Source organism: Pseudomonas sp. B10(2017) (assembly GCF_002113295.1).
Classification (GTDB): Bacteria; Pseudomonadota; Gammaproteobacteria; order Pseudomonadales; family Pseudomonadaceae; genus Aquipseudomonas; species Aquipseudomonas pudica.
The window spans coordinates 94,011-109,946 of record NZ_NEJU01000020.1; the positions used below are offsets into that span (position 1 = coordinate 94,011).

At 62.7% G+C, this 15,936-nt stretch carries 16 protein-coding genes; 4 read left to right on the forward strand and 12 right to left on the reverse strand.

The window, feature by feature from the left end; all coding sequences use genetic code 11:
- Positions 1 to 208: 208 nt before the first annotated feature.
- The 3 genes from CAF92_RS21365 to CAF92_RS21375 all read right to left on the reverse strand — a co-directional run bounded on the left by CAF92_RS21365 (position 209) and on the right by CAF92_RS21375 (position 3,334).
- On the reverse strand, positions 209 to 1,273 hold the full coding sequence (locus tag CAF92_RS21365; RefSeq protein ID WP_085601865.1) for a hypothetical protein: 1,065 nt from the start codon (positions 1,271 to 1,273) through the stop codon (positions 209 to 211).
- Between the two features lie 236 nt (positions 1,274 to 1,509).
- On the reverse strand, positions 1,510 to 2,706 hold the full coding sequence (locus CAF92_RS21370; RefSeq protein WP_085601866.1) for a class I SAM-dependent rRNA methyltransferase: 1,197 nt from the start codon (positions 2,704 to 2,706) through the stop codon (positions 1,510 to 1,512).
- Positions 2,707 to 2,794: 88 nt separating this feature from the next.
- Positions 2,795 to 3,334 carry a type 1 glutamine amidotransferase domain-containing protein gene (locus CAF92_RS21375; RefSeq protein ID WP_046613564.1) on the reverse strand — a complete coding sequence of 180 codons (540 nt, stop codon included), beginning with the start codon at positions 3,332 to 3,334 and terminating at the stop codon, positions 2,795 to 2,797.
- 191 nt (positions 3,335 to 3,525) lie between these two features.
- Here CAF92_RS21375 and CAF92_RS21380 point away from each other — a divergent pair, with 191 nt between their 5' ends.
- Together CAF92_RS21380 and mutM are read left to right on the forward strand one after the other, a co-directional pair.
- Positions 3,526 to 4,344: an HDOD domain-containing protein gene (locus CAF92_RS21380; RefSeq protein WP_178081817.1), complete on the forward strand. Its 819-nt coding sequence runs from the start codon at positions 3,526 to 3,528 to the stop codon at positions 4,342 to 4,344.
- 3 nt (positions 4,345 to 4,347) lie between these two features.
- Entirely contained in the window at positions 4,348 to 5,160 is an 813-nt protein-coding gene (gene mutM / locus CAF92_RS21385; RefSeq protein ID WP_085601868.1) for a bifunctional DNA-formamidopyrimidine glycosylase/DNA-(apurinic or apyrimidinic site) lyase, read from the forward strand.
- A gap of 111 nt (positions 5,161 to 5,271) precedes the next feature.
- Here mutM and CAF92_RS21390 read toward each other — a convergent pair whose 3' ends face one another.
- The 5 genes from CAF92_RS21390 to CAF92_RS21410 all read right to left on the reverse strand — a co-directional run bounded on the left by CAF92_RS21390 (position 5,272) and on the right by CAF92_RS21410 (position 9,769).
- Positions 5,272 to 5,523, reverse strand: a complete 252-nt coding sequence (locus CAF92_RS21390) for a YfhL family 4Fe-4S dicluster ferredoxin (RefSeq protein WP_013974644.1) — start codon at positions 5,521 to 5,523, stop codon at positions 5,272 to 5,274.
- 108 nt (positions 5,524 to 5,631) lie between these two features.
- The gene (gene coaD, locus CAF92_RS21395) at positions 5,632 to 6,111 is read right to left on the reverse strand and encodes a pantetheine-phosphate adenylyltransferase (protein WP_085601869.1); all 480 of its coding nucleotides are present in this window, start codon (positions 6,109 to 6,111) and stop codon (positions 5,632 to 5,634) included.
- Positions 6,112 to 6,223: 112 nt separating this feature from the next.
- Complete coding sequence (locus CAF92_RS21400; protein WP_085601870.1) at positions 6,224 to 7,822, reverse strand: GMC family oxidoreductase; 1,599 nt, start codon at positions 7,820 to 7,822, stop codon at positions 6,224 to 6,226.
- A gap of 20 nt (positions 7,823 to 7,842) precedes the next feature.
- Positions 7,843 to 8,328: a twin-arginine translocation pathway signal protein gene (locus CAF92_RS21405; protein ID WP_085601871.1), complete on the reverse strand. Its 486-nt coding sequence runs from the start codon at positions 8,326 to 8,328 to the stop codon at positions 7,843 to 7,845.
- A gap of 10 nt (positions 8,329 to 8,338) precedes the next feature.
- Positions 8,339 to 9,769, reverse strand: a complete 1,431-nt coding sequence (locus CAF92_RS21410) for a coniferyl aldehyde dehydrogenase (protein WP_085601872.1) — start codon at positions 9,767 to 9,769, stop codon at positions 8,339 to 8,341.
- 151 nt (positions 9,770 to 9,920) lie between these two features.
- Here CAF92_RS21410 and CAF92_RS21415 point away from each other — a divergent pair, with 151 nt between their 5' ends.
- Together CAF92_RS21415 and CAF92_RS21420 are read left to right on the forward strand one after the other, a co-directional pair.
- Complete coding sequence (locus CAF92_RS21415) at positions 9,921 to 10,586, forward strand: TetR/AcrR family transcriptional regulator (RefSeq protein ID WP_085601873.1); 666 nt, start codon at positions 9,921 to 9,923, stop codon at positions 10,584 to 10,586.
- Between the two features lie 47 nt (positions 10,587 to 10,633).
- Positions 10,634 to 11,488, forward strand: a complete 855-nt coding sequence (locus CAF92_RS21420; RefSeq protein ID WP_085601874.1) for a sulfurtransferase — start codon at positions 10,634 to 10,636, stop codon at positions 11,486 to 11,488.
- Between the two features lie 45 nt (positions 11,489 to 11,533).
- Here the strand turns inward: CAF92_RS21420 and CAF92_RS21425 are convergent, their stop codons facing one another.
- From CAF92_RS21425 to rsmD, 4 genes are all read right to left on the reverse strand, one after another.
- On the reverse strand, positions 11,534 to 12,526 hold the full coding sequence (locus CAF92_RS21425) for a hydrolase (protein ID WP_085601875.1): 993 nt from the start codon (positions 12,524 to 12,526) through the stop codon (positions 11,534 to 11,536).
- 60 nt (positions 12,527 to 12,586) lie between these two features.
- Positions 12,587 to 13,960, reverse strand: a complete 1,374-nt coding sequence (locus CAF92_RS21430; RefSeq protein ID WP_371916250.1) for a M16 family metallopeptidase — start codon at positions 13,958 to 13,960, stop codon at positions 12,587 to 12,589.
- Positions 13,953 to 15,254 carry a pitrilysin family protein gene (locus CAF92_RS21435; RefSeq protein ID WP_085601876.1) on the reverse strand — a complete coding sequence of 434 codons (1,302 nt, stop codon included), beginning with the start codon at positions 15,252 to 15,254 and terminating at the stop codon, positions 13,953 to 13,955. The genes CAF92_RS21430 and CAF92_RS21435 overlap by 8 nt, the downstream gene beginning before the upstream one ends.
- A gap of 94 nt (positions 15,255 to 15,348) precedes the next feature.
- The coding region (gene rsmD, locus CAF92_RS21440) for a 16S rRNA (guanine(966)-N(2))-methyltransferase RsmD (protein ID WP_085601877.1) at positions 15,349 to 15,936 on the reverse strand (588 nt) is incomplete at its 5' end.

Genomic DNA, 15,936 nt, shown 5'->3' on the forward strand with positions numbered 1-15,936 from the left:
GCCGCGTGCTTGGGCAGAGCTCATAAACCCGCCGGGGATGACTGGCGATGAATAGGCCGATTCTACACCGCTGGCGCGGCGAGGGAATGGAGATGTGTCTGGACGGTGGTTTGCGGTAGCTGGTGGTGGCTTAATCGGCCTGCGGGCCTATAGCGCCCACAGGCCGCCCCGGTCAGCCTTGGTAATCTTCGCGGGAGCTGGACCCTGGCTAACGCGGTTGAGCAATTGCAGCTTGCGGTCCAGCTGCCGGACGCTGTTTAGTGGAATCTTCTGGAAAATTCACCAAGTTGCTGTTTGAGGCGAGGACTTTGCCATGGCGACGTAGTAAGGTCGCGATCAGGAAGACCGAATTGTTAAAGTTATCAATAATAGGTTTGGATGCCAGGAAGTCTGCGGATAGCGTGGGAGTGCTAATTTTCTGCACAATGACTTCATTCTGCCAGGATCTGTCGTCCAGTACCAGGAAGAAGACTTCATCATCTCTTTCCAGCGAGAGGCCGAAATTTGTGATGAAAGGATACTTTCCCTTCGGTTCGTCAATGGGGTTTAAGACGAAAGGCATATCGCCTCCGGCCCACAAGACGTATTTTGCGATGGGGGCTGCTACTAGGCTTCCCATCATGAAGGAGAGTGGGCGACTGCTTCTTTCTATGGTGGTGTTGATGACGTGGTAATGCAGATACACCATGCCTCCGCTTAGTGCCGAGGATATTGTTTCATTTATGAAGAAAACTGTCTGCTCACCTGTCTCGATAACCTCGGTTTCAAGGATGAAGCTTGAATTGGGGTGCTGGCCTATCAGGAATAAGCGGATCAGCTCCCCGGCGGACGCTCCTTCGTAAGCAGGGATGTTGATTGTGAAACCCTGTGCCGCTTGGGACCACGGTAATCCTTCGTTATCGATGATGCCTGGGACCCGTGGGCGGTAGAGTTCTGCTGCGAAGCTGTAAGTGGAAATTGGGCTTCTGTTCAAATTCTGATCGAAATAGTAAAGTTCGACTTTGCTATCCCAGAGGTCTCTTATTTCTTCGGGTTGGAAAGAGTCACGCAGATCCTGCTCCGGGGGAAATTTATCAATATCCAATTCGTGAAAGGTGCCTGAGCCACCACCCGACAGGTGTAATTTGATAGTTCCTCCGGCTCTAAAGTCATCACTCCATGGGATGACAATGTCGATACCTTTGCGCAGGGCTTCAAGTGGAACGAAGTTCTCGGCGGTCGCTCCTTCAATTTTCGCAGCTTGCAGTGCTCGGGGGTATGGCTTGCTAGTCATGTCGCCACCTTTATCGATGGATATAGGAAACATCAACGGTGATAAGCATCAATTGCGCGACGGGAGTACACTCGAATTTTTAAAAGGTGGCTACTGGCAAAAATGATAGGCTTGCCCCCGCGAGAGTTGCTTCATTTGGATTGCCGATGCGGCGGGGGCTGGTGTATTTCGGGATTGCGCCCAGGTATTGCAGATATGATGTGAAGCGGGGGCATGAAGCCCCCGGCTGTCATCGGTCAGCTATTTGGCAGCAACCGGCAGGTGATGCTCTTGATGTAGCGGGTTTCGGCGATAGCCGGGTGCACCGGGTGGTCCGGGCCCTGGCCGCCGCGCTCGAGCAACTGCAGGTTGCGGTCCAGGTGACGGGCGCTGGTCAGCAGGATGTTGTGCAGGTCGTCCTCAGGCAGGTGCATCGAGCACGAGGCGCTGACCAGGATGCCGTCCTTGGTAAGCATGCGCATGGCCTGCTCGTTCAGGCGGCGGTAGGCCGCTTCGCCGTTCTTCAGGTCTTTCTTGCGCTTGATGAAGGCGGGTGGGTCGGCAATGATAACGTCGAAGCGCTCTTCGGCGGCCTTCAGTTCGCGCAGGGCCTCGAACACATCGCCTTCGATGCAGGTCAGCTTCTCGCTGATGCCGTTCAGCGCGGCGTTACGCTCCACGCCGTCCAGGGCAAAGCCTGAGGCGTCGACGCAGAATACTTCGCTGGCGCCGAAGGCACCGGCCTGCACGCCCCAGCCACCGATGTAGCTGAACAGGTCGAGCACACGCTTGCCTTTCACGTACGGCGCCAGGCGTGCACGGTTCATGCGGTGGTCGTAGAACCAGCCGGTCTTCTGGCCTTCGCGTACCGGGGCTTCGAACTTGACGCCGTTTTCTTCCAGCGGCACCCAGTCCGGTACTTCGCCATAGACGGTCTCGACATAGCGCTGCAGGCCTTCGGCATCACGCGCGGAGGAGTCGTTCTTGAACAGGATGCCGCTTGGCTTGAGCACCTGTACCAGGGCTGCAATCACGTCGTCCTTGTGCGCTTCCATCGTTGCCGAAGCCAATTGCACCACGAGGATGTCGAAGAAGCGGTCGACCACCAGGCCTGGCAACAGGTCGGAGTCACCATAGACCAGGCGGTAGCACGGTTGGTCGAACAGGCGCTGGCGCAGCGACAGGGCGACGTTCAGGCGATGCACCAGCAGCGATTTGTCCAGCGGCAATTTGGCGTCGCGCGACAGCAGGCGGGCGCAGATCAGGTTGTTAGGGCTCAGTGCGACGATACCCAGCGGCTTGCCGTTGGCCGCCTCGAGAACAGCCTGCTGGCCGGCCTGGAGGCCTTGCAGCGGGGTCGCGCTGACGTCGACTTCATTGCTGTAGACCCACAGGTGGCCGGCGCGCAGGCGGCGGTCGGCATTGGCTTTGAGGCGTAGGCTGGGCAGGGACATGACGTCGCTCCGGAAAAAAGAGCGGGATTATAGCCTGCTGCCTGGCCATACGTCCCTCGCAGGAGCATGTGATGCCGTCGAGCGGTAGTCAGGCTGCCAATGCCTTGATCAGTTGCCGGTTGAACGCCGGAATGTCGTCGGGTTGGCGGCTGGTAATCAGGTTGCCATCGACTACCACTTCTTCATCTACCCAGTCTCCACCGGCGTTGCGGATGTCGTCCTGCAGGGTCTTGTAGCTGGTCAGCCTCTTGCCCTTGACCAACCCGCACGACACCAGCAACCAGCCACCGTGGCAGATCACGGCCAGCGGCTTGCCAGCCGAATCGTGGCTTTTCACCAGTTTCTGCGCGGCGGGGATCAAGCGAATCGTGTCAGAGTTTTGCACGCCGCCGGGCAGGACCAGGGCATCGTAGAGGTCCAGGTGGGCGCTTTCGAAGGTGGCGTCAACGGCGAATGCGTCGGCCGGCTGGTCGTGGTTCCAGCCGCGTACGGTGCCTTCCTTGTCGCTGAGGATGTCCACCACCGCGCCGCTCTGTTCCAGGGCTTCTCGAGGGCCTGTCAGTTCCACTTGCTCGAAGCCGTCAGTGACCAGGAAAGCCACTCGCTTGCCGTTCAGTTCTGCACTCATGGGCCTTGCTCCTTTCTTTGATGAATATGAGCAAGAGGCCCGGATGGATAAAGTAAAGTTCCGGCCCAACGATTCAGTGGTTGGTCCCTTTCCGGTCTGGAGGGTTAGAATCGTCGGTCCTAAACGAGTGTGTACGTATGTCCCAAGAACTCAGCGCCGAACAAATCCAGCAAGCCTTGCAAGGCATCACCATCCCGCCGCAACCGCAGATCATGGTGGACCTGCAGTTCGAGCAGTACATGCCTGACCCGGACCTGGAAACCATCGCCAAGCTGATTTCCCAGGACCCGGGCCTCTCGGGCGCCTTGCTAAAGCTGGTCAATTCCCCGCATTTCGGCCTTTCCAACAAGATCGGTTCGATTCAGCGCGCGGTGAACCTGCTGGGCAGCCGTTCTATCATCAACCTGATCAACGCCCAGTCGATCAAGGGTGAGATGACCGACGAGACCATCGTTACCCTCAACCGCTTCTGGGACACCGCCCAGGACGTGGCGATGACCTGCCTGACCCTGGCCAAGCGCACCGGCGTCCAGGCGGCGGACGAGGCCTACACCTTGGGCCTGTTCCATGACTGTGGCGTGCCGCTGATGCTCAAGCGCTTCCCGGACTACATGGACGTACTGGAAGAGGCCTATGCCAAGGCCGACGCGGAAACCCGCGTGGTCGACACCGAAAACCTCGCGTTCAACACCAATCATTCTGTGGTCGGCTATTTCACGGCCAAGTCCTGGCGCTTGCCCGAGCACCTCAGCGCGGCCATTGCCAACCACCACAACGCCCTGGCGGTGTTCCGCGACGAGAGTTCGCGCAATACGCAGAACCAGCTGAAAAACCTGCTGGCGGTGCTGAAGATGGCCGAGCACATCTGCGCATCGCACCGGGTGCTGGGCAACCAGGTCGTGGACCACGAATGGAATGTGGTCGGCCCGCTGGTGCTCGATTACATTGGCTTGTCGGAATACGACTTCGAAAACCTCAAGCAGAACATTCGCGAGATGGGTGGGCACTGACACATGCCGGAATTGCCAGAAGTAGAAACCACCCGGCGCGGTATTGCGCCCCATCTGGAAGGCCAGCGCGTCAGCCGGGTGGTGGTGCGTGATCGGCGTCTGCGCTGGCCGATTCCGGAAGACCTGGATGTGCGACTGTCGGGGCAGCGCATCGTCAGTGTCGAGCGGCGTGCCAAGTATCTGTTGATCAATGCCGAGGTCGGCACCCTGATCAGTCACCTGGGCATGTCGGGCAACCTGCGCCTGGTCCAGCTGGGTTTGCCTGCGGCCAAACATGAACATGTGGATATCGAGCTGGAGTCGGGGTTGATGCTGCGCTACACCGACCCGCGCCGCTTTGGCGCGATGTTGTGGAGCCTGGACCCGCTAAACCACGAACTGCTGCTGCGCCTTGGGCCGGAACCGCTGACCGACCTGTTCGACGGCGAGCGGCTGTTCCAGCTGTCCCGTGGGCGGTCGATGGCGGTCAAGCCGTTCATCATGGACAACGCGGTCGTGGTGGGGGTGGGCAACATCTACGCCACCGAGGCGCTGTTTGCCGCCGGCATCGACCCTCGTCGAGAAGCGGGCGGGATTTCCCGCACGCGCTATCTGAAGCTGGCGATCGAGATCAAGCGCGTGCTGGCGGCGGCCATCGAGCAGGGCGGCACGACCTTGCGCGACTTCATCGGTGGCGACGGGCAGCCGGGGTACTTCCAGCAGGAATTGTTCGTTTACGGGCGGGGCGGGCAGCCGTGCAAGGTGTGCGGCACGGAGTTGCGCGAAGTGAAGCTGGGGCAGAGGGCGAGTGTGTATTGCCCGCGCTGCCAGCGCTGAGGCTTGGGGCCCGATCGCCGGCAAGCCAGCTCCCACATGTACTGCAAAGCCCTCGAGGGCGATGATTTCTCTGTGGAGGCTGGCTTGCCGGCGATGAGGGCTAGCCTGATATCAGGCTTTGCCAGTAATCCGGCGGTACTTGGCCATAAGCTCTTCTTCGGTTTCCGGGTGCGCTTCATCCAGCGGGATGCAGTCGACCGGGCAGACCTGCTGGCATTGCGGCTCGTCGTAATGGCCCACGCACTGGGTGCACAGGTTAGGGTCGATCACGTAGATCTCTTCGCCTTGAGAGATGGCCTCGTTCGGGCACTCGGGTTCGCAGACGTCGCAGTTGATGCAATCGTCGGTGATGATCAGGGACATGGGGACTCCGGCCGGGGCTCTGCGCCCGGGCATGTTCAACGCAGTGGGCACAATTGTGCCGCATTCGCGCCCGCAGTGCACGCGGGCGCGATGATCAGCCGTTAAAGGTCATTTCTTGAAGCGTTCGGTCAGCGCCTCGGCCACCACCGGGTGGACGAACTTGCTGATATCACCGCCCAGCGCGGCAATTTCCCGGACCAGGGTCGAGGAAATGAACGAATAGCGCTCCGAAGGCGTGAGGAACAGGCTCTCGACATCGGGGGCCAGTTGCCGGTTCATGTTCGCCAGTTGGAACTCGTACTCGAAGTCGGACACCGCACGCAGACCACGCAGGAAGACGTTGGCGCCCTGTTCCTTGGCGAAATGCGCCAGCAGCGAGGAGAAGCCGATGACTTGGACATTGGGCAGGTGCTTGGTGACCTCACGGGCGAGCTCCACCCGTTGTTCCAGCGGGAACAGCGGGTTTTTCTTGGGGCTGGCCGCCACCGCGATGATAACGTGGTCGAATAGCCGCGAGGCGCGCTCGACCAGATCGCCATGGCCTTTGGTAATGGGGTCGAAAGTACCCGGGTACAACACTCGGTTCATCGCGTCATCCTGGCTGGAGTGCGTTGGGGAGTCGGATGGTAGCGCAGCGACGGCGCTCCGGCCAAGTCATGCGGCCGGCTGATGGCACTATAGACAGGGGGCCTGTTCCTTGTCATGCGCTGTGTGCCAGGCGGGCTACCAGCGCTTCGGTGAGCCTGGCGCTGATGGCATATACCGACAGTTGCGGGTTGGCGCCGATGCTGGTGGGGAACAGCGAACCGTCGTGAACCGACAGGTTTTCCAGCTGGTGATGGCGGCCAAGGCTGTCGCATACCGCCTGGCTCGGCTCGTCGCCGAGGGCGCAGCCACCCATCACGTGAGCACTGCCCAGGCGCGTGCGGAACGGCTCCAGGCGCAATTTGTCGATCATGGCCAAGGCCTGCTCCAGGCTGGACGCGGCGCTGGCATCGCTGTGCAGGGGGGTGACCTGGGTGGCGCCGGCGGCGAACTGGATCTGCGCCATGCTGCGGTAGGCGCGGCGCAGGCCGTCGCGCAGGTAGTCGGTGACCGGGTAATCGAGCACCGGTGAGCCATCGCCGCGCAGCTCCACGGCCCCGCCCTGGCTTTGTGGGTGGAAGCCGTCACGCAGCAGCGCCAGCATCACGTGGGTATGTGGCAGTTCGGCCATGCGCCGGGCATTCTCGTGGCCGTGCCCGCCCAGCAGGGTGCTGGCCAGGGCCGGGTGCAGCGGTGGTACTTCCAGCTTGTAGCCAACCGGGCCGTCGCTGCCGCCTTGCCATTGGAAATGGTCGCTGTAGATGGACTGCGGGGCGCCATAGTAGGGGTCGATACGGTCGTTGAAGCGTGCTGCACTGAAGTTGACCAGGTGCAGGAAGGTACGCTTGCCCAGGCGGCCATGGGGGTCGGGCGCGTCGGAACGCAGCAGCAGGGCCGGGCTGTTGATGCCGCCACCGGCAAGGATGTAGTGACGCGCGCGAACGCGGACCTGCCGACCTGTGGCATGTATGCCCTGGCTATCCAGGGCCTGGCATGACAGGCCCTGGACGCGCTCGCCGTTGTGTTCGAAGCGCTCGGCCCGAGCCAGGTACAGCAGCTCGCCGCCCTGTTCGAGGGTGGCGGGAATACGCGTTACCAGCATCGACTGCTTGGCATTCACCGGGCAACCCATGCCGCAGTAGCCCAGGTTCCAGCAGCCGCGCACGTTGCGCGGGATCACCGCCCAGCGGTAACCCAGCTGTTCGCAGCCACGGCGCAGCACGTCGTTGTTGGCGTTCGGTGGCAGGGCCCAGGGGGTGATGCCCAGTTCCTGCTCGATGCGCTCGAACCAGGGGCGCATTTGCTCCTCGCCCAGCCCGCTCACGTTGTGGACTGCGGCCCAATGCGCCAGGGTCTGTGGCGGCGTGCGAAAGCTGGAGGTCCAGTTGACCAGCGTGGTGCCGCCCACGGCGCGGCCCTGCAGGATGGTGATGGCACCGTCCTTGCTCATGCGGCCCAGGCCTTCCTGGTACAGGCTGGCATAGGCTTCGTTTTCCAGCAGGTGGAAATCGCTGCTGGTCTTCAGCGGGCCTTCTTCGATCAGCAGCACCTTGAGGCCGGCAGTGCTGAGCATTTGCGCGCTGGTAGCGCCACCGGCACCGCTGCCGATCACGGCAACGTCGGTCTCCAGCGTGAGGTCGTGCTCCAGGCGCGAGGCGTCATGGGTGATCCAGCCGCTTTCCAGGCCTTGGCGAAACGGGTCGGGTACAGGCATTGGCGCTGCTCTTGTTGTTTTCAGATTTTCGGTGGCCCTGGGTAGCCGCAGGCGGCCCAGGATTCGGGGCGTTCGTACCAGGCCATCTGCAGCAACTGCAGCAGCGAGGCGTGGCCCATGCGCAGCAGGTTCAGCGAGCTGTCCTGCCAACGTTGCAGGAAGGCTGTGATCTGCGCGGCGCTGGCTTGCTCCCAGGCGCCCCAGACACCGGTCAAGGGGCCGCGGGTGAGCGGTAGGTTGAGGACGTCTAACAACTGCCGGGTGAGTTTGAGCATTTCTGGTGACAGCGCCGCCAGCTTGTGGTCGAGGCTATACAGCACTAGTGTCTCGGCGGCCTGGGTGCCGGCCAGTACCACCGGGATCAGCGCGCGCAGCAGCGGCAGGTCGTCGTCGCGCAGTACCTGGTAACCCGTTGCGGCTGTCTGTGCGCTGCAGCCGACCAGGCTGGTACCCGCCAGAAAGACGCTGGCGCCAAGGCTGAAGCGCAGCAGTTCGCGGCGGTGCATGGGCCGGCCCTCAGCGGATGAAAAGCTTGAAGAGCAAGCGCTGCAAGGCTTTGCCATAAGGTGGGTAGATCAGGCGGGCAGCGTTGAAGCGTTGCTTGGCCAGCACCGCCTTGGCCTTGCTGAAGGTCAGGAAGCCGTCATGACCATGGTAATGGCCCATGCCTGAGGGGCCGATGCCGCCGAACGGCAAGTCATCCTGGGCCACGTGCAGCAGGGTGTCGTTCAGGCACACTCCGCCGGAGTGGGTGTGGCGCAGCACCTGCTCCTGGGCGGCGCGGTCATAGCCGAAGTAGTACAGAGCCAGCGGGCGCGGGCGCTGGTTGATGTATGCCAGTGCCTGCTCGAGGCTGTCGTAGGGCACCAGCGGCAGTAGCGGGCCGAAGATTTCTTCTTGCATCACCTGCATGCCGTCGTTCACCCCCAGTAGGAGGTGGGGTGGCAGGCGCCGACCCTGGCGGGTTTCACCGGGGTACAGGTCGAGTACCTGCGCACCTTTGGCGTGGGCATCGTCCAGTAGATGCTGCAAGCGCTGCAGCTGGCGCTGGTTGATGATGGCGGTGTAGTCGGGGTTGTCGGTAATGCGCGGGTACAGCCGGCGTACGGCACGCTGGTAAGCGTCGCTGAAGGACTCCAGGCGCTCGCGTGGCACCAGCACGTAGTCAGGGGCGACGCAGGTCTGGCCGGCGTTGAGGGTCTTGCCGAAGGCGATGCGTTCGGCGGCGCTGTCCAGCGGTACGTCGGCCGAGACGATGGCTGGCGACTTGCCACCCAGCTCCAGGGTGACGGGGGTCAGGTTATGCGCCGCAGCCAGCATTACCTGGCGCCCCACGCTGGTGGCGCCGGTGAACAGCAGGTGATCGAACGGCAGGCGGGCAAAGGCCTGGCCTACCTCGACCTCGCCGAGTACCACGCTGACCAGATCGGTGGGGAACACCTGCTCCAGCAGTTGCTTGAGCGCCAGACCAGTGGCAGGCGTGGCTTCGCTGAGCTTGAGCATGACCCGGTTGCCGGCGGCCAGGGCACAGGTCAGCGGGCCGATGGCAAGGAACAGCGGGTAGTTCCACGGCACGATGATGCCGACCACCCCCAGGGGTTGGTAGTGCACCTGCGCGCTGGCCGGCTGGAAGGCCAGGCCGACTTTGCGCCGGCTGGCGCGCATCCAGCGCTGCAGGTGCTTTTCGGCGTGGCGCAGGCCTTGCACCGAGGGCAGCACCTCGGCCAGCAGGGTCTCGTCGGCGCTGCGCCCCTCAAAGTCCTGGCCGATTGCCTCGATCAGTTCGGCTTGGCCGGCCAGCAAGGCTTCCCGCAGGCTTTTCAGCCATTGGCGCCGCTGCGCCGCCGCTGGCAAGGGGTTGCCGGCAAAGGCCTGGCGCTGGGTGGCGAACGTCGCCGCAAGGTCGAGGTCGGATTGCACAGGGGGCAAGGCACTGGGCGAGTTCATGGCGGCTTCGAGTCCGGGCAGGGAATCACTAGAGCCTATACTCTAATTTGTACGATGGTGCGAATTTTTCCGCGTTGTCGAGCGGTGCATTTCACCGCCAATACGCCGTAAGATGACCCTTTGATGAAGGCCCGCAGACTGGGAGCTGAGCATGGCCCCGCGCATGAAGACCCGAGAGCGCATCGTGCAGAACAGCCTCGAGCTGTTCAACCAGCAGGGCGAACGCAGCGTCAGTACCAATCACATTGCCGCGCACATGGAAATTTCGCCCGGCAACCTGTATTACCACTTCCCCAACAAGCAGGCGATCATCGCTTTGCTGTTCAGCCAGTACGAAGAACTGGTGGACAGCTTCCTGCGCCCGCCGCAAGGCCGCGCGGCGACCGTGGAGGACAAGCGCTTCTACCTCAAGGCCCTGCTGGCGGCGATGTGGAACTACCGTTTTCTGCACCGCGACCTGGAGCACCTGCTGGACAGCGACCCGGAGCTGGCCGCCCGTTATCGGCGTTTTTCCGAGCGCTGCCTGCGCCAGGGCCAGGCGATCTACCGCGGCTTTGTCGAGGCAGGCATCCTGGCCATGGCACCGGCGCAGATCGAATCGCTGACCATCAATGCCTGGATCGTGTTGACGTCCTGGGTACGTTTTCTCAGCACCACGCGTGAGCATTCCGCGCACCTGGGTGAAGAAGCCTTCAAGCGCGGCGTCTACCAGGTACTTGTGCTGGAGCTCGGCTTCGTCACCGAAAACGCCCGCAATGCCGTGGACGCCCTGTGCCAGGAATTCCATGTACCGTTCAACCAGGCCCTGGAGCACTAACCCAGGGCCTCAGTGCTATCGATAGTGCTATCGATCAGGAGATTGTCATGCCCCTTGCGCAATTGATCACCCCGCAGCAGTTGGCCGAGCGTCTGGGCTCGCCCAAGTTGGTGATCCTCGACTGCCGCTTTGCCCTCGAGGATGTGGACTATGGCCAACGCAGCTATGCCCAGGGGCATATTGCCGGGGCGCATTTTGCCGACCTGGAGCGTGACCTCAGCGGGCCTGTGAGCAAGGGACGCACCGGGCGTCACCCATTGCCGGATGCGCGCCGGTTGGTCGAGCGCCTGCGTGAGTGGGGCCTGGACGATGACAGCGAGGTGGTGCTGTACGACGACGGCCCTGGCGCTTTTGCCGCCCGAGCCTGGTGGCTGCTGGCCTGGCTGGGCAAGCGCAGCGGCGTGGCGATCCTTGACGGTGGCCTGAAGGCCTGGCATGCGGCGCACCTGCCGCTCAGCCTGGACCCGCCGCTCAAGCGGGAAGGCACCTTCAACGGTGAGCCGGACGGCAAGCTGCTGATCGATGCCGAGCACCTGGGCAAGCGCTTGGGAAACGCAGACCTGACCTTGATCGATGCGCGTGCCTTGCCGCGTTTCCGTGGTGAAGTGGAGCCGATCGACCCGGTGGCGGGGCATATTCCCGGGGCGCAGTGCGCGGCGTTCACCGACAACCTGGGGGCTGATGGGCGTTTTCTGCCGCCGGACCAGCTAAAACAGCGCTTTGCCGAAATGCTGGCCGGGCGGGCGCCGGAGCAGTTGGTGGCGTATTGTGGGTCAGGGGTGACGGCGTGTCATAACCTGTTTGCCCTGGCGTTGGCCGGGTATCCGCTGGGCAAGCTGTATGCCGGGTCGTGGAGCGAGTGGATCAACGATCCGCAGCATGGCATAGCTACTGGCGAGTAAGCATGCCGGCGATGAGGCCGGTACTGCCAATGAAAACCGCAGTTCCTACTGGCCCTCCACCAACCACTGTGGAATCCGCCGCTCCAGGTAATACCCCGGGTTGCGCAGGCTGCCATCGACAAAGCCCACATGGCCGCCGCGACTGTGCAGTTCGAAGCGGGTCTGCGGTGCCAGTTCGCGGGGCGCGGGCAGGCTGTGGCCGGAGACGAAAGGGTCATCGCTGGAGTGGATGATCAGCGTCGGCGTGCGGTTCTGGCCGAGGAAGAAATGGCTCGATGAGCGGCGGTAGTAGTCGTGCGCATCACGAAAACCGTTCAGTGGTGCGGTGACCTTGCCGTCAAAATCCCAGAACGTGCGCAGGCCGCCCAGCGGCCCCAGCCGTTGCAGCGTCGCCAGCCGTTCATGCTGGCCCTTGTCATGGAAGTGCCGCTGTTTGAGCTGCACATAAGCCAGCATCTCGCGCATGAAATGCGCCTGGTACACCTTTGAAAAGCCTTGGCCGATGCGGTCGGCGCAGTGGTCCAGGCGAAACGGCACCGACACCGCCACCGCAGCCTGCAACTGGCTGGCGACACCGCTTTCGCCCAGGTATTTCAGTAGCACATTGCCCCCCAGCGAATAACCCACCGCATACAACGGCGCCAACGGGCGCTGGGCGCGCAGGTGGCTGACGATTTCGGCCAGGTCTTCGCTGGCGCCGGAATGGTAGCTGCGTGGCAGCAGGTTGGGCTCGCCCGAGCAACCGCGCCAGTTCACCGCCACGCTGGCCCAGCCGCGGCCTTGCAGCGCTTGCTGCAAGCCTTTGACGTAGGGCGAGTGGGACGAGCCGGTCAAGCCGTGCAGCACCATCACCAATGGCGCGTGGGGTTGGTGCGGGCCGAGCCAGTCCAGGTCGATGAAGTCGCCATCGGCCAGCCAAAGCCGCTCGCGGTTGCGCTGCAATTCAGGCAGCTTGCGCCACAGTGGCCCCCACAGGGTTTGCAGGTGGGGGTTGGACAGGCCGATGGCCGGGCGGAATGTGGCGCTGGTGCTGGGCATGCTGGGCAACTCGTGATGTGCCTGCCTAGAGTGCCATGAAACAGCGCCACTGTACCTGCGCTATTGGTCGGTGGCTGGCAGTTGCTGCTGGACGACACGTGGGCCGACACTGACCAACACCTTGTAGTTCAGGTCAAGCCGGCGTTGCATTACCGCACGAATATCCGCCGGGCTCAGCCTTTCGATGCGTTCGATGTAGCCGTTCAGATGGTCCTCTGGTTGGTGTTGCCGGGTGATCTCCGTAAGCAATGCTGCGAGGCTGTTGTTCTGCGCGATGCCACGCAGCAACTGCCCAGCCAGCTGTTTGCGTGCCAACTTTAGTTCGGCCTGGGTTGGCCCGTGCTCGATGAAATCGCGCAGCACGGCTGTTACCAGTTCTTGCGTGGCTTGCACGTAGCGTGGCGCGACCTCCCACTCGATGGTGAACAACCCACCGGAACTCAACGGCGAGGCATGGCTGTAGATGCCGTAGGTCAGCCCGCGACGTTGGCGCAGTTCCACCATCAGACGCGATTCGAGGCCTGAACCCAGCACTTCACTGGCCAAGACCAAGGCTTGGAATTCCGGGTCATTGGCGGGGACGTTCATAGGCAGTGCCACCAGCACAGCACTGCTGGCCCCGGGCTGTTCGACGTTGATGGTTGTGGGTGTCGCTGCCGGGACGGCTGGCAGGTCGACGGCGGACCAGCCTTGCGGCAACGTCTGGCTGATCTGTTGCGCGATGGCTTGGGCCTCGCTCAGAGCCAGGTCTCCGACAAGCACCATTTCCAGGTTGCTGGCGCTGTAGGCGCGTTGGTGGAATGCCCGCAAGTCCCCAGGGCTGACGGCGTCCACACCTTGGATGGTGCTGCCCAGCGGGTTGCCATAGGGATGGCCTTTGAACAAATGTCGAAACGCCTCGCTGCGCGCCCGGAGGCTGGGGCGCCGTTCACGTGAAGCGTTGTGCTGCACGAGCTGACGCTTGATCTTCTCCAGTGCCGGCGCGGGGAAAGCAGGCTGTGCCACGAGGTCGGTAAACACTTCCAAGGCCGGCTCGAGTATCGTTTTCGTGCTCAAGCTGCGCAGGCTCAGTGTTGCGTGCTCCAGGCGTATCTGCTTTTCCATGATCGCGCCCAGGCGCTCCATGCGCTCCGCCTGCTGGGCACCGGTATAGCGCCGGCTGCCCTCGTCAAGCATGTACAGCGTCAAAGCTGCCAGGCCGGGTTGCAAGAAGTCCTGGGTCGTGCCGGCCTTGAACCGTAAAACCACATCGACGATAGGCAACCCGCGGGTTTCGACGAACTTCACGCCTGTGCCTGCCTTCGTGGTCCACGTCTGCACCTGTGTCCGAAGGGGTTCGAGCTGGTCCAGGTCAACACCCCGGGCCGAGACCAAGCCACTGTAGTTTCCGTTGGCAGCAGCCTGCTGCGGCGTGCGCTCGATCATGTCATTCATCGGTGCTCTCCTTGTGGTGCATGAAGGTGATGGCCGCACGGGCTTCAGTCAGGAACTCCAACGCAACCAGACCTACCTGCTCGGCTGTCACGGCTTCGATGGCTTGCCGCTCATCGTCCAGGGCAACAGGGTCCAGGCCGCAGGCGGCCTGTTTGCCGATGGCCTCTGCCTGTTTGCCGATGTCGTCCCTTTCGAACAGCTGCCTGGCCAGCAGGCGAGCCTTGGCGCGTTCAAGGTCTTCCTTGGAGGGGGCCGACTGGCGGAACGCTTCGATTTCCAGCATCAACCTTTCTGCGGCAGCCTCCGGTGTAACTTGTGGGCTGCAGAACGCGTAGAGGGTCAGCAGGCTGTCACCGCGCTGCCAAGGCTCATAGGTCGCTCTCAGGCCTTGCAGTAGCGGAGCGTCTACCACCAACAGGCGCTGTAGCGTACTGGCGTGGCCTTCAGCAAGGATCTCCGGCAGTAGGCGCAGCGCGTAGGCTTGTGAACTCGAGCGCGCAGTGCATTGGCTGGGAAGGTTGAAGCTGACGACCACGCCGGTGTATAGGCCATGCCAGCGCAGGGTCTGGCTGCGCCGAACCTGCCCTGAGGGCATTGTTGGTATTTGCCATGTTGGCAGGCGGTTGGCGGGGATCGCTGCAAAGTGCCGTGTCACCAGCTTTTGTAGCTGGGCCAGCGCGATGTCACCGGCCACGGCGAGCGTGGCATTGTTGGGGTGGTACCAGGTCTGGTACCAAGTGCGCGCCGCCGCCGGGGTCATATGGCCGAGGTCGGCCTTGTGCCCGGTCACTGGAGGGCCATAGCCGCTGTCGCCATAGGCCAGCAACTGGTGATGTTCAAGTGCCAGTGCCAAGGGGCTGTTGTCGATATCCTCGCGTCGCTCGGCCATGACGACAGCCAACTCACGGGCAAAAGGCACGTCGCTCAGGGTGGCACTGGCCATGACGTCGGCCATGGCCTCCAGTGCAATCTCCAGGCGGTTGCGAGGCAATGTCAGCGGAAAGACCGTTGCATCGGCGTAGGTATAGGCATTCGGGTCACCGCCCAAGTGGCTCATGAGGGCGGAATACTGGCCAGGAGCCAGTTTGCTGCTGCCTTCGAACAGCAGATGCTCCAGGGCATGGGACAGCCCGGTGTGGCCTTCGGGCTCGTAGCTGGAGCCTACGTGGTACCAAAGCTGTACGCTGACCAGCGGTGCGCGGTTGTCTTCACGCAGGTAGACGCGCAGGCCGTTGGCGAGGGTAAAGGTGTGTACCGAGCCTGCCGGCGCGGGTGGGGCGTGGTGGTTGGTCATGGTTGAAGTGCTCCTGCAGGAATCGGAGGAGCAGCTTCAGCCATGAAGGTGGCAGGTTTGTGGTAACTAAATACGGCAGCCCAGGGTTACAGGGTCAACCCCGTTGCCAAAGTGCGTAATGCACCTGGCCGGTCTTCTTCTCGCGATGCAGGCGCCAGTTGCCCGGCAACTGCAAAGCCGATGGTGCCGCCTCGCTTTCGGTATAGATCCACGCCTGTTCGCGCAGCCACTGGTTCTGTTCCAGCAGGTTGCAGGTTTCGGCCAGCAGGTTCTGGTGGAACGGCGGGTCGAGGAATACCACGTCGAACTGGTGCTTGGCCGGGCCTTGCAGATAGCGCAGGGCGTCGGTCTGCAGGATTTGCCCGCGCGGGCAGCGCAGGATCTCGAGGTTGTTCTTCAGGTTGGCGATGGCCGCCGGGTTGCTGTCCAGCGCGACGGCGTCCTCGGCCCCGCGGGACAGGGCTTCGAGCACCAGGGCGCCGCTACCGGTAAAGGCGTCCAGCACGCGGGCGCCCTCGATATAGGGCGCCAGCCAGTTGAACAGGGTTTCGCGCACGCGGTCGGGCGTTGGCCGCAGGCCTTCGCCGTCCGGCACCGCCAGACGGCGGCTGCGCCATTCGCCGGCGATGATGCGCAGGTGGCCCTGGCCCTTGCTTTGGCCCGGTTGCGGGCGGGCGGGAGG

Coding starts and splice junctions, on each gene's coding strand:
- CAF92_RS21365 (WP_085601865.1), bottom strand. CDS start 1,273: ATGACTAGCAAGCCATACCCCCGAGCACTGCAAGCTGCGAAAATTGAA.
- CAF92_RS21370 (WP_085601866.1), bottom strand. CDS start 2,706: ATGTCCCTGCCCAGCCTACGCCTCAAAGCCAATGCCGACCGCCGCCTG.
- CAF92_RS21375 (WP_046613564.1), bottom strand. CDS start 3,334: ATGAGTGCAGAACTGAACGGCAAGCGAGTGGCTTTCCTGGTCACTGAC.
- mutM (WP_085601868.1), top strand. CDS start 4,348: ATGCCGGAATTGCCAGAAGTAGAAACCACCCGGCGCGGTATTGCGCCC.
- CAF92_RS21390 (WP_013974644.1), bottom strand. CDS start 5,523: ATGTCCCTGATCATCACCGACGATTGCATCAACTGCGACGTCTGCGAA.
- coaD (WP_085601869.1), bottom strand. CDS start 6,111: ATGAACCGAGTGTTGTACCCGGGTACTTTCGACCCCATTACCAAAGGC.
- CAF92_RS21400 (WP_085601870.1), bottom strand. CDS start 7,822: ATGCCTGTACCCGACCCGTTTCGCCAAGGCCTGGAAAGCGGCTGGATC.
- CAF92_RS21405 (WP_085601871.1), bottom strand. CDS start 8,328: ATGCACCGCCGCGAACTGCTGCGCTTCAGCCTTGGCGCCAGCGTCTTT.
- CAF92_RS21410 (WP_085601872.1), bottom strand. CDS start 9,769: ATGAACTCGCCCAGTGCCTTGCCCCCTGTGCAATCCGACCTCGACCTT.
- CAF92_RS21415 (WP_085601873.1), top strand. CDS start 9,921: ATGGCCCCGCGCATGAAGACCCGAGAGCGCATCGTGCAGAACAGCCTC.
- CAF92_RS21420 (WP_085601874.1), top strand. CDS start 10,634: ATGCCCCTTGCGCAATTGATCACCCCGCAGCAGTTGGCCGAGCGTCTG.
- CAF92_RS21425 (WP_085601875.1), bottom strand. CDS start 12,526: ATGCCCAGCACCAGCGCCACATTCCGCCCGGCCATCGGCCTGTCCAAC.
- CAF92_RS21430 (WP_371916250.1), bottom strand. CDS start 13,960: ATGAATGACATGATCGAGCGCACGCCGCAGCAGGCTGCTGCCAACGGA.
- CAF92_RS21435 (WP_085601876.1), bottom strand. CDS start 15,254: ATGACCAACCACCACGCCCCACCCGCGCCGGCAGGCTCGGTACACACC.